The 12,599-nt window shown below is 41.6% G+C and carries 8 protein-coding genes and 2 pseudogenes; all 10 read right to left on the bottom strand.

Annotated elements, in window-relative coordinates:
• Positions 1–2,622: a DNA mismatch repair protein MutS gene (gene mutS, locus JCM14108_RS00390; protein WP_081759820.1), complete on the bottom strand. Its 2,622-nt coding sequence runs from the start codon at positions 2,620–2,622 to the stop codon at positions 1–3.
• A gap of 77 nt (positions 2,623–2,699) precedes the next feature.
• Entirely contained in the window at positions 2,700–3,500 is an 801-nt protein-coding gene (locus JCM14108_RS00395; protein ID WP_035177272.1) for a TIGR00282 family metallophosphoesterase, read from the bottom strand.
• An 88-nt stretch (positions 3,501–3,588) separates the two neighbouring features.
• Positions 3,589–5,171, bottom strand: a pseudogene (gene rny, locus JCM14108_RS00400) (ribonuclease Y).
• A 305-nt stretch (positions 5,172–5,476) separates the two neighbouring features.
• Positions 5,477–6,604 (bottom strand): annotated as a pseudogene (recA, locus tag JCM14108_RS00405) (recombinase RecA).
• Positions 6,605–6,718: 114 nt separating this feature from the next.
• Complete coding sequence (locus JCM14108_RS00410) at positions 6,719–7,189, bottom strand: CinA family protein (RefSeq protein ID WP_051995935.1); 471 nt, start codon at positions 7,187–7,189, stop codon at positions 6,719–6,721.
• A 123-nt stretch (positions 7,190–7,312) separates the two neighbouring features.
• Positions 7,313–7,894 (bottom strand): CDP-diacylglycerol--glycerol-3-phosphate 3-phosphatidyltransferase, encoded by a 582-nt coding sequence (pgsA, locus tag JCM14108_RS00415; RefSeq protein ID WP_035177273.1) that lies wholly within the window; start codon positions 7,892–7,894, stop codon positions 7,313–7,315.
• A gap of 24 nt (positions 7,895–7,918) precedes the next feature.
• Complete coding sequence (locus JCM14108_RS00420) at positions 7,919–8,980, bottom strand: helix-turn-helix domain-containing protein (protein ID WP_035177276.1); 1,062 nt, start codon at positions 8,978–8,980, stop codon at positions 7,919–7,921.
• 84 nt (positions 8,981–9,064) lie between these two features.
• Positions 9,065–10,345, bottom strand: coding sequence for an EF-P 5-aminopentanol modification-associated protein YfmH (gene yfmH / locus JCM14108_RS00425; RefSeq protein ID WP_035177279.1), 1,281 nt, complete (start codon positions 10,343–10,345; stop codon positions 9,065–9,067).
• Positions 10,332–11,612 (bottom strand): EF-P 5-aminopentanol modification-associated protein YfmF, encoded by a 1,281-nt coding sequence (yfmF, locus tag JCM14108_RS00430; protein WP_035177282.1) that lies wholly within the window; start codon positions 11,610–11,612, stop codon positions 10,332–10,334. Before yfmF ends, yfmH begins: the two co-directional genes overlap by 14 nt.
• A gap of 127 nt (positions 11,613–11,739) precedes the next feature.
• Positions 11,740–12,591, bottom strand: a complete 852-nt coding sequence (locus tag JCM14108_RS00435; protein WP_035177286.1) for an amino acid ABC transporter substrate-binding protein — start codon at positions 12,589–12,591, stop codon at positions 11,740–11,742.
• Positions 12,592–12,599: the final 8 nt, after the last annotated feature.

Genomic DNA, 12,599 nt, shown 5'->3' on the forward strand with positions numbered 1-12,599 from the left:
TTATTCTCTGTTAATCTTTTGCTGCCATTTATAAACTTGGTTCATAATCTGCATGGGCGTTTTCGACATCAGGTCAAGGTTTTTTAATTGTGACACAACCTCCGCTTGATTATCGTCAACCTGTTCCAACGGAAAGAGGGAGATTTGTTCCTCTTCACCCGCGGCTTTCTTTCGGCTGTGCTTTAATTGCGGTTGCCCGGAAATTGCCTGACTCGCGTGATCACCGCTCCCTGATCCTTCAGCCTTCTTTTCCAGCCCGGCCAAAATGTGATCGGCCCGTTTCAGCAAGCCGTTCGGTAATCCGGCCAATTTGGCCACGTGAATCCCGTAAGACTTATCTGCCGGCCCCGGTTGAATCTTATGCAGAAAGACCAGCTCGCCGTTTGATTCGGTTGCTCCAACGTGAACATTTTGAAGATGTTTAAGCGTCTCATCCAAACCGGTAAGTTCATGGTAGTGAGTAGAAAACAACGTTTTGGCTCCAATGTTATTATGCACATATTCAATAATTGCCTGGGCAAGTGCCATACCATCGTAAGTTGCCGTCCCTCTGCCGATTTCATCAAATAAAATCAGACTGTTGGGTGTCGCATTTTCAATTGCATCATTTGCTTCTTTCATTTCAACCATAAACGTACTTTGACCGGAAATCAGGTCATCAGCGGCCCCAATCCGCGTGAAAATCTTATCAAAAACCGGTAATTCGGCTTTCTTGGCGGGCACAAAGCACCCCATTTGATTCATAATGACACACAGTGCCATTTGACGCATGTAGGTACTTTTTCCCGACATGTTGGGTCCCGTAATCAACAGGACACTTGTCGCTTGGCCCATGTCAACGTCATTTGGCACATACTGCTGATGTCCCAACACCTTTTCAACAACCGGATGACGACCTTCAATGACTTTAACTTGGTGATCATTTGTCAGGGTTGGCCGGACAAACCGATACTCTTCGCTAATACTTGCAAAGCTTTGGAGGACGTCCAGTGAGGCAATTGAATCAGCCAGTGCCTGAATCCGCTTAATTGACTTCTTGATATGCTCGCGAATTTGAACAAAGAGTTTATATTCAAGTGTCTTACTCTGCTCCTGAGCTTCGAGAATCAAGGCTTCTTTTTCCTTCAGTTCCGGCGTTGAAAATCTTTCGGCATTGGCTAAAGTCTGTTTACGCTGATAGCGATTTTCCGGTATTTTATCTAAATTCACCTTGGTTACTTCGATATAATAACCGAAAACGTGATTGAAACCAACCTTCAAGTTATTAATGCCGGTAACCTGGCGTTCCTTAGCTTCCAATTCAGCAAGCCACTTTTGACCATTATTCGAAGCATCCCGATATTTATCAAGCTGGGCATTGAACCCGTCTTTGATAACCCCACCATCGGTAACTGAAATTGGTGGTTGATCAACAATGGCGTCTTGAATTTCATCCACGATATCATCCAGGGGAATCAGATCTTGAAGAATCTCTTTAAAGCTATCGTCTGCAATTTGCTCAAGAATATATTTGATTTTCGGTACTTGCTGCAATGACGTTTTCAGTTGGATCAAATCCCGACCGTTTACACTGCCAAAAGCAATTCGACCGGCCAGACGTTCCAAATCGTAAACTTTAATCAACTCGTCCTGAAGCTGGCTGCGCTCATAATAATGGTCAAGCAGCACACCAACCGCATCGTGTCGCGCCGTAATTTTGGAACGGTTTACCAACGGCCGTTCAATCCACTGCTTGAGCTTTCGGCCTCCCATGGCTGTTTTGGTTTTATCAAGCAGCCAAAGTAAGGTGCCGCTCTTTTTTCCGGTTCGAATATTTCGGGTTAATTCCAGATTATACTGGGAATTGTGATCCAACTCCAGAAAGTCCGACGGCTCGTAGACAACAGCCCGCTTCAGATGCTGCAGGCTGCGTTTTTGAGTCGTCTGAATATAATCCAACAGTAACTTTACAACTCGCTTCAGCGGCCCACTGTCGACGTCTTGACTGAGGTAGCTGACGGAGGCATTTACAGGAAGCAGTTCCTGGTGGGAAATTAAAATTCCCAGTTTTTGAATAGTTTCCTGAATTGTATTGGGAACGTCGCTGTCGATCACCGTTTCTTTGGTTTGCAATGAAACCAGCTCGTTAACCAATTCGGCCTGATTGTCCAACTTGGCTGTTTTAAGCTCTCCCGTTGATAAATCTGCGTAAGAAAAGCCAAATGTTTGGTGATCGGTGTCATAAACCAATGCCGTTAAATAATTATTGCTTTTCGCATTTTGCGTCCCGACATCGATTTGCGTTCCCGGGGTTACCAGCTGAATGACAGCCCGCTTTACCATTCCCTTGGTTAACCGAGGATCCTCCATCTGCTCACAGATAGCAACCTTATAACCCTGGTCAACCAAAATATCGATATAATTTTGAGCCGCTTTGTGAGGCACACCACACATTGGCACTGGGTTCTCCGCGTTTCGAGACCGATTAGTCAATGTTAATTCCAATAGTTGAGACCCTTTAATCGCATCATCGTTGAACAATTCATAAAAATCACCCAATCGATAAAACAAAAATGCATCGGGATACTGATCTTTAATTTTTTGATACTGCACCATCATTGGTGTTGTTTTTGTTTTTGTCAATTCCAACGCTCCTCAAAGATCGCAAATAAACATCATTCTATAATATTTTTGCTGCTACTTGTTATATAAAAGCATTACTAGCCCATTACCTGGTCATCCGTATAAAGGATTGTTTTGATAGCTGTCGCGTGTCCGGTTTTATCGTCAATGTCAACAACACAGCCTGAAAGGATCCCCCGGCCAGTTTCCAACACTTGAAATCTTGCCGGTCGCTGATTTAAAAATCTACCAATCACATTATCCGGTTTCATTCCCAACATCCCATCAGCCGGGCCGGTCATACCGGCATCTGTCAAAAAGGCCGTTCTTTTCGGTAGAATTCGGGCATCATTTGTTTGAACATGCGTATGTGTCCCGACCACCGCTGAAACCCGACCATCCAAATATCTTGCGATTGCCAACTTTTCACTCGTGGCTTCAGCGTGAAAATCCATAAAGATACAATTGGTGGTTGCTTGAAGCTGGTCAACCAACGCATCAGCCAATGAAAATGGGTCGTCCAAATTATCCATAAAAACCCGCCCTTGGAAATTTAGGACGGCCAATTGCTTCCCGTTCACGTTAATCAGCGTATAGCCTTTGCCAGGTGTGACATTTTGGGGGAAATTGTAGGGCCGAATCAAGCGATTGGTATCATCAATAAAGTCCAAAATCTCATTATTGCTCCAAGCGTGATTCCCTAATGTTACCACATCAACCCCATCACTCATTAATTGTTTATAAATGCTTCGGCTAATCCCGCGGCCAAACGAAGTTGCATTTTCACCATTCACAATTGTTACTTGCGGTTTTATTTCCTGCTTAAGCTTGGGCAAATAACGGCTAATCATTGAGACACCTTTATCCCCCACTACATCTCCAATAAAAAGAACTCGCATCAAACTTTCCTACACTTTCTAATATTTGTATTTAAATAATTTTAACATCATCTATTATAAAAGAAAAAAGACCAGATAACCTGATCTTTTACTTTGCGTATTCAACTGAACGAACTTCTCTAATCACCGTAACCTTAATGTGACCAGGATACTTCATTTCAGCTTCAATCTTTTGTTTAATCCTTCTAGCAAGCACGATCGCCTGCGTGTCAGTAATGTTATCGGGTTTTGCAATTACACGGATTTCTCTTCCGGCTTGAATTGCGTAACTCTTCTGTACATCTTCAAAACTATCCGTAATTTTTTCAAGGTTATCCAAACGGTGAACAAAGCTTTCGAGAGACTCACTGTGGGCACCAGGACGAGAAATTGCAATCTTTTCAGCAACTGCCACCAGTTCCGAAATAATGTATTTCGGCTGATGTTCATTCTCATAGCCTTGAATTGTGTCAATTACGACTGGGCTCTCGTGATACTTTTTGGCTAAATCAACACCAACTTGCACATGCGAGCCTTGAACAACACTGTTATTAACAGCTTTTCCGATATCGTGTAATAATCCCGCGCGTTTAGCTAAAGTAACATCCTCACCTAACTCTGAAGCAAAAGCACCGGCCAGTTTGGCAACTTCCGTTGCGTGTGCCAATAAGTTCTGACCCTGATAAATTTTAAAGTTCATTCTGCCAACCATTTTGATCATTTCAGGCTCATTGAATGAATGCCAAGGTCGAATAAGGTTTCTTCACCAATCTCTTGAATCCGCTCATCAAGGTCTTTACGACTCTTTTCAACCATCTCTTCAATTCGAGCTGGATGAATGCGGCCATCCTTGATCAACTTTTCCAACGTCATCTTGGCGATTTCACGACGGATTGGATCAAACCCACTCAAAACAACCGCTTCAGGAGTATCATCAATAATTAGATCAATTCCTGTTAAGGTTTCAAATGTTCGAATATTTCGACCTTCACGACCAATAATACGCCCTTTCATATCTTCACTGGGCAGATTAACAACGGAAACGGTCGTTTCAGAAACAACATCGGCAGAACTCTGCTGAATAGCTTCAACAATTAATTCTTTAGCATTCTTATCAGCCTCTGCTTGAGCCTGATAATAACTTTCCTTAACCATTTTGGCTTTTTCTTCCGCCAGTTGATCACTGGTTTCCCTTAAAATTTCGTTACGGGCTTCTTCTTGAGTAAGTCCCGCAACTCTTTGAACTTCCGCCTGACGTGCTTCAATAAGTGAGTTTGCTTTTTCTTGTTGTGTAACTAGATTCTGTTGTTCACGATTAATCTTTTGCTCTTTGCGATTCAAACTATTTTCACGTCGCTCGAAAGTACTGTCCTTTCGATCAAGAGCTTCCTCTCGTTGCAACAGCCGATCCTCCTGCTTTTGAATCTCCGCTCGCCGTTGTTTTAATTCCTTTTCAATCTTTGAACGGTAACGATGATTCTTTTCTTGCGCAGATAACGTGGCTTCCTTAACAACCGTTTCAGCCTTTTTCTTTGCTTCAGCCAAAATTGATTTTGCGGAACCCTTTGCACCTTCAAGCTTTGTTTCCTGGATCTTTTTCTGTGCAGACTTCCCGATTAGAAAGCTTAAAAAACCAACAAAACCGACAACAATAATAGCGATGATTGCGAGGATTATTTGAGCCATACTCATGGCTTCACCTCCAAATCATCATAAAAATGATTATTTTCTAAACCAATTATAAGATGTTATTTGATTATTGACACAACCTTAATTTTAATGTTTGTTACGGGCAGTGTCAATCATCTTATTGCATTGCCGCAATTAATTGTATATAGCAATTAAAAAAACAGCCAAAAATTAAATTAGAAATCAACTTTAACGCAATCATTTACTTCTTAATAACGCCTGTATTATCAGTAATGGTTAAAAAAAAGAGACCAACAATTCTCATTTTTCAATCAGAATTTATTAATCTCAAAAAATTGTTTGATATTTTATTTGCCAATATTTAAATCGATATTATCAACCGATTTTGCTTCGTCAGCTGATGTTTTCTTGGGCTTATCCGTCTTTTTAGCCGTCGCCTTTTTACCGGTACTTTTTTCATTATCAGACTTTTTTATCATCTGCATCATCCGGAATACCGTAAGCATCCCGAACTTTTTTCATCACTTCCTGGTACATGTCTTGGTGTTCTTCCAAATAAGTCTTGGCATTTTCACGGCCTTGGCCAATTCGCTCTTCACCATAGGAATACCATGAACCGGACTTGTCAATAATATCTTTATCAACCGCCATATCAACCAGCTCACCGGACTGAGAGATTCCCTTACCATACATGATATCTACTTCAGCACGCTTAAATGGCGGTGCAACCTTATTTTTAACAACTTTGATTCGAACCCGGTTACCAACGATATTAGTCCCGGTTTTAATTTGTTCAGCTCGCCGAATCTCAAGCCGAATTGTCGAATAGAATTTCAACGCACGACCACCCGGAGTCGTTTCCGGCTGCCGAACATGACGCCAACTTTTTCACGGATTTGATTAATAAAAATCGCGATAGTCTTGGTTTTACTAATCGTTCCAGATAACTTTCTGAGCGCCTGAGACATCAGTCGAGCTTGAAGGCCAACGTGCGCGTCGCCCATTTCCCCCTCAATTTCTGCCCGGGGAACCAATGCCGCAACCGAATCAATGACGACAATGTCAATTGCCCCACTCGTTACCAGTGCGTCGGTAATTTGAAGTCCCTGTTCACCCGTATCAGGCTGTGACAGTAACAAGTCGTCAATATTAACACCTAAATGGGTCGCATAAACCGGATCCAATGCGTTTTCCGCATCAATATAAGCGGCTGTCCCACCACGTTTCTGAACTTCTGCAACCGCATGAAGTGCAACGGTGGTTTTCCCGGAACTTTCCGGCCCATATATTTCAACGATTCTGCCACGAGGATAACCGCCTACTCCCAGCGCTTCATCCAGTGCCAGCGAGCCGGTCGGAATTGTTGAAATTTGCGTATCGGCTTTGTCACCCATTCGCATAATGGAGCCCTTACCGAATTCTTTTTCAATATCTTTAAGTGCCTTATCCAAAGCTACTTTTCTTTGATCAGCCATAAAAGTCCTCCCTCTTTTCCAAACTGAAATAAACACTTACATTACTATACAAACGTTCGATCGAAAAAGCAATAAAAATGCAATTCAAAACGAACGAAAGTTCAAAATTCAAAGTTAATTTTTAACTTCTTCTAATGCTAATTTCAAACCAGCTTCAACTGCCGCTTTTCGAATTTGATTTCGCTCGCCCGCAAACTGAAATTTCTTGGCATAACTGATTTGAGTCCCATGCGCAATTCCGATCCAAACAGTCCCAACCGGGTTACCTTCAAGTGCATCAGGTCCGGCCACGCCAGTAAAGGAGACTGCCAAATCTTTCTTCATTATCTGCCTTGCCTGATCAGCCATCCAAATTGCTGTCGGCTCACTGACAACGCTGTTTTCAGCAATTACATCATGCGGGACCTGTAACAGTTGCTCTTTAACCCGGTCAGAATACGTCACAAAGCCACCCTCAAAAACGGCTGAAACGCCGGCGACATTTCCCAATGTACTCTGAAACATCCCCGCGGTTAAACTCTCAGCCGCCGTGATTGTGAGATGCTTTTTTAGCAACTGGTCAACTAATTTCTGCTCCAGTGTCACTTATAAACTTCCCCTTTCAAGAATTAAATACGAAAACAACCTACTAATATTTTAAAGAATAACTCAAAAGAATACAAAAACCGGGGATATAAAATGAATCGCCCGGTCCAGACAAGTTATGATTTAAAAAGAATCTGAAAAAACATCTCTGTTTTGAACAAAGTAGTCAATACCAGAGTAAATCGTAAAGAATAAGCAGATATATAACATCAGCTGGGCAAAAGGAAAATTAATCGCCGCAAAAAAGATGTTGTTTAATAATAAAAAGATAATTGCCAACATCTGAGTGGTGGTTTTAATTTTTCCCGGCCAGGCAGCTGCAACCACTTTCCCGTCATTTTCCACAACGATCAACCTTAATCCGGTTACCGCCAGCTCTCGACAAACAATAATGACAATCACCCATGCCGGTGCTTCCTTCAACTGCACTAAAAAGATAAATGCTGTCATGACCAGCATCTTATCCGCCATTGGATCAGCAAATTTGCCAAAATTGGTTACCAAGTGCTGTCGGCGGGCAATTTGGCCATCCAAAAAATCAGTCAGCGAAGCCACAATAAAAATAATTGTTGCAGCCCACCGCGTATAGCTGACCGCCGTACCGGCAACTACAGTACTGCCGGAAAATATCGGCAGTGCCAAAATTAAAATAAAAAACGGAATTAAGATAATTCGAAATATTGTTAATTTATTAGGTAAATTCATCAAAATGCCTCCAGCCAACACCAATTAATAAGAACCTGTCGTCCCAGTTGTTGAACCGGTCGTCGTCCCCGTATCAGTGCCGGTTGTCGTGCCGGTTGTTGATGACGACTGTGTGGACCCGGTCGTTGTTCCGGTTGTATTGCCAGTTCCCGTTGTGCTGCTGGAAGTCGTGCCGGTTGTTGAACTGGCTGTGGCTGACTTACCAAATTGGAGGGTAATAACCCGTACTTGATTTGAACTGCCGTCACTCGGATCAGAAAGCTTAAGGCGTTTACCGGCAACATAAATCGCCGTTTGCGGCGCATTGCCAGTGTTGATTGTTGCAGTTGAAACGTTGCTTGGTAACATGACAGTATGTGATTTACCACCGGCTTGAGAACCCTGCCAAAGAGTTGAACCATTTGCACTTACGGAAGTCCAAGCACTGCCTGACCCCGTGGTAGCAATTTTAATCTTTGGCTTGCTTGAAGCACCGGTTACCTGATACGTAACGTTACTGCCGGATTCAGTCAACTTCTTAAATGTTAATTTCTTTGAAGCGGTTTTCTTTTTAGTGGACTTGGCCGGTTTCGAACTGGAACTGGCGGAAGACTTGGCTTTTTTATCACTGGATACTGAAACTTTACTGGTTTCAATTTGAGTTTTAGAAGTATCACGCGTGCTGTGAGCAGCAGCCACCCAGATTGCAATTAAAATCACTAAAACAACCACGGAAACTGAAATAACCGGAATATATTTTCTGATCTTTTCATTTCGTTGGTCAACCTGACGCTGTGCGGATCGCGTCTTAGGATTGTCACTGTTAACCCGGTTTACATACTCGGGATCTTCAGTATCGGGCAATTTATTGTCAAATTGCGCCAACAGCTCACTGCCGTTCAAACCGACAGAGTCCGCATACTGTTTAACGAATGCCCGAACGTAAAATTCTCCCGGCAGCGAATCAAAATCGTTATCCTCAATCGCAATTAAATACCGCTTTTGAATCTTTGTATTTTTTTGCAGGTCATCTAATGTATAACCCTTTGCGACCCGAGCATCATGAAGCTTTTTTCCAATTGTTAAATTATCTTTTTCGTCGTTCATAACCATTTCTCCATTAAAGTTAATTAATCATCCAATTTCAGTATATCATACGAAAGGACCCGGTTATTTTAAAGAAAGTATAAGTTACCGGTTTTCCTGAATTATTTCCGGCTGAATAGACGCAGTTTCTAAATAATCAGTTACAAAAGCCAAAGCCTGCTGCAAAGTTAATGAATTTAGGACGGCTACTTCATCATAAATAGTTGAAGGTGCCTCAGTAAACCCATCAAATTGGCCGCTAATTGCTTCTTCAGAGTCCATCATTTCAATGTAATTCCCCAGTAATTCCTTTTTCTGAAGCGCAAACGCCGAGTGCATTTCCGGTAGCCTTTCCGGAATCTGATGCATAATTGTTAAAATTTGATTAATAAATTCTTCCGGTTGATTAGTATCACCACTTAGTAAGGCAAAGTGAAATCCCCGCTCATTTTCAAATTCCCAAGAAAAAGAGTCATCAAGAACCCCTTCCTGGTAAAGTCGAGTATAATCTTCAGCCGTCTCACTAAAGAATAGATCCATGACCAGCGAAATTGCAATCTCGTAAGCCAGCCCATCGCGACCATGGGGGCACACATCATTACCCCGAATACCAATCGCAGCTTTGGGACGAGAAATTGCCATTTGATGAAAGTGAATATCATTATGATCAATCGGTGGCAAACGCAACATCCGTTTAGCGGTAGGCCCCTTCGGAAACGATTTCTGCTGCTGGTTCTCCTTGACCCAAGCGATTGCCTGCTCCGGAACCACTTTTCCCGTGATAAACAGCGTCATATTTTCAGGTCGATAAAACAACTGATAAGCCTGCTCGATATCCGGCAGTGTAATTTGGTCAACACTGGCAACCGTCCCGGCAATGTCTTCCGCTAAAGGAGAATTTGGATACAAATCATGAATTGTCTGAAAATAAAGTCGATTATCAGGATCATTTAAATACATATTGATTTCCTGATCGATAATTCCCTTTTCCCGCTCAACTTTTTCTTTTGTAAAATAAGGAATTTGAACAAAATCAAGCAAAATATCCAAATTGGCCTTTAAATCTTCGGTTGTCGAAAATAAATAATTAGTTTTGGTAAAACTTGTGTAGGCATTTGCGGCAGCGCCTGTTCGATTAAATAATTCGAAAACATCATAATCCTTTTTATCAAACATTTTATGTTCTATAAAATGTGCGATACCCGCCGGCTGTTCAAACAATTTGCCGTCGACGGTAAATTGCGTATCGATTGATCCGTAGTTTACCCCCAAAGTGGCAATCGCTTTTTGAAACCCGCTTTTAGGTTGAACATAAACTGTTAGCCCATTCGCCAATTTCTCAACAAAGAGTTGTTCATTAAACGCTGCGTAGTCAATTGTTTTCATTATTTTCCTCCTGGCTTTGAAGAACATACCGTGCTTCATAATGAAGTTGATCAGCAATTTCAGCAATTTTCATTTTGGTTACAGCGTTAACCGATGCTTCCCACTGTGCGGGCTGATAATTAACATGAGAAGTTTGCCGCACATACTGCCTCTCAGCCAAAGTGTTCAGATAATCAGATTGTGCCCGATGTTGATTAATCATTGATTTTTTGACGCCGGCAAGTAATTCATCTGAAAACGCACCACTCTTGGCAGCTTCAATTTGCGTATTAATCATATGCATGACCTGCACCAAATTTTGCGCATTAATGCCTGCCTGAATACTCAACATTCCCGCAAGTGAATTGTAATTACTGTGAATGTCGTATGCCAAGCTTGATTTTTCACGGATATTTGTAAATAACAAAGATCTGGTTGAAGCACCAAAAAGTTGATTGAAAACATTAGCCGCAAAGTATTCAGAACTGCCATAGTAAACCGGCAGCCGATACGCAAGATTTAATAACGACTGTGAACCCGGGAAAGTATCCTTTCCTTCACGGGGGTTATTTGGTAATTGAGGTTCAATAAATAAACGCAGTGCCGAATAATCCCGATCGTTAAAAATAGAGAACCGGTTTAATTGTGAAACGACCTGCTCTGCGTTAATTCGACCAGCAGCAACAATTGTAATCCGAGCCTGACGCAGAAAATTCTGGTAAAAATGATATAAGTCATCGCCATGAAGCTGTTGCATGCCAGCCACATCACCTAAAAGATAGGTTCCCTCGTCCAAATTGTTTGCATAATACAATTTCTGAAGCTGCAGTACCGAGAAAAACTCCCGGTTATCTGGAATCCCTTGTATATACCGAGCCAAATTTTTTTGGTGGATCTTAAAATAACGGGGCTCAAACTGATTTCCCCTAATGAAAGGCCGTTCAATCATTTCTCTTAAAAACGCAAGGCCCTGCTCCAATAAGTCAGCTTGGTTGGGTAAATAACGATTATTAGGAAATGTCAGACGGATTCTTAAAGTATGCTGCTCGCCGTAACGCAAAACTGTAACACCATAACCGGCGCCATACATTTCGGAAAGTTTCCGTGACACCAACATTTCACCTGGATACGCATCAGCAGCATTTTCCAATAAATCGGCCAATAATGCTAATTTGGAAAAATTTTCGTGCCGAGATGGCACACTAAAATTAAACATGATTGTATTATTTTTAAACTGTTCAGTTTGAATCACATTTAAATTGACACCCTTTGCAATCTGAATATTCAATCGATTTCCTCCTCAATTAGTCACAATTTTCATCATAATAGAAAATTGCTAAAATCTCAACAGCTGATAAAAAGAGTTTGAACAAATTAAACAATTCATCCAAACTCTACAAAACTTTTATTTTCTGTTACCGCTTCATTAGCGGACTGTAGGCATTGGTCCCAAACCATTTTTGATTGATCTTTGCCAACTGACCGTTTTTAGCAAGCCGATCAAGTCCCGCATCAATTTTTTGTTTCAGTTCCGTATCGCCTTTTCGCATGCCAACGCCATAGTACTCCTTTGGAAATTGACTCGAAATACTTTGATAGCTCTCACGGTTTTTTTGATGTCCAATATAATAACCGGCATAAATGCTGTCAATTAGCAGCCCCTGAATTCGATTGGAATTTAAATCAATGAAGGCCTCGGTGAACGAATCATAGAGAATCGGCGTATGATTTTTAATTCGATCTTTCAACAGCTTGGGCTGGGAGTCAATATCCATTGCGCCGGCTGAACCCGCTTGAACACCAGCAACCTTATTTTTCATATCCGCAAAACTGTTTATCCGGTTTTTCTTTTTAGAAATCAAAACCTGTTTATTAACCAAATAAGGCTTGCTAAACGTTACTTTCTTTTGACGCTGGGGATTAATCGAAAAACCATTCCAAATTAAATCGATAGTCCCGTTTCGCAGCTCCGTTACATTCATCGACCAGTCAATTGGCTGAAAATCAACTTTAATGCCATATTCTTTAAAAACGGCTTTGGCTAAATCAACATCATAACCGACAATCCGGCCGCTTTTGGTTTCAAAACCCATGGGAACAAAACTGTCATCCAAGCCAATAACAATTTTTTTCTGTTTTGAAACAATGGACCACGTATCCGGGTTGGTTTCCAATTTATGTCTGGATTCAAAGCGACAACCTGACAGGCCGATCATGAGCAGAAGGGTTACGATAACAAACAAACATCGTTTTAAAAATTTTGGCATGTTAATCC

It is taken from the genome of Lentilactobacillus farraginis DSM 18382 = JCM 14108, assembly GCF_000583655.1.
Lineage (GTDB): Bacteria > Bacillota > Bacilli > Lactobacillales > Lactobacillaceae > Lentilactobacillus > Lentilactobacillus farraginis.

What these genes read in the sequence shown, in the direction of transcription:
- JCM14108_RS00395 (WP_035177272.1), bottom strand. Translation starts at nt 3,500, where the DNA reads ATGCGAGTTCTTTTTATTGGAGATGTAGTGGGGGATAAAGGTGTCTCA.
- pgsA (WP_035177273.1), bottom strand. Translation starts at nt 7,894, where the DNA reads ATGAATTTACCTAATAAATTAACAATATTTCGAATTATCTTAATTCCG.
- JCM14108_RS00420 (WP_035177276.1), bottom strand. Translation starts at nt 8,980, where the DNA reads ATGAACGACGAAAAAGATAATTTAACAATTGGAAAAAAGCTTCATGAT.
- yfmH (WP_035177279.1), bottom strand. Translation starts at nt 10,345, where the DNA reads ATGAAAACAATTGACTACGCAGCGTTTAATGAACAACTCTTTGTTGAG.
- JCM14108_RS00435 (WP_035177286.1), bottom strand. Translation starts at nt 12,591, where the DNA reads ATGCCAAAATTTTTAAAACGATGTTTGTTTGTTATCGTAACCCTTCTG.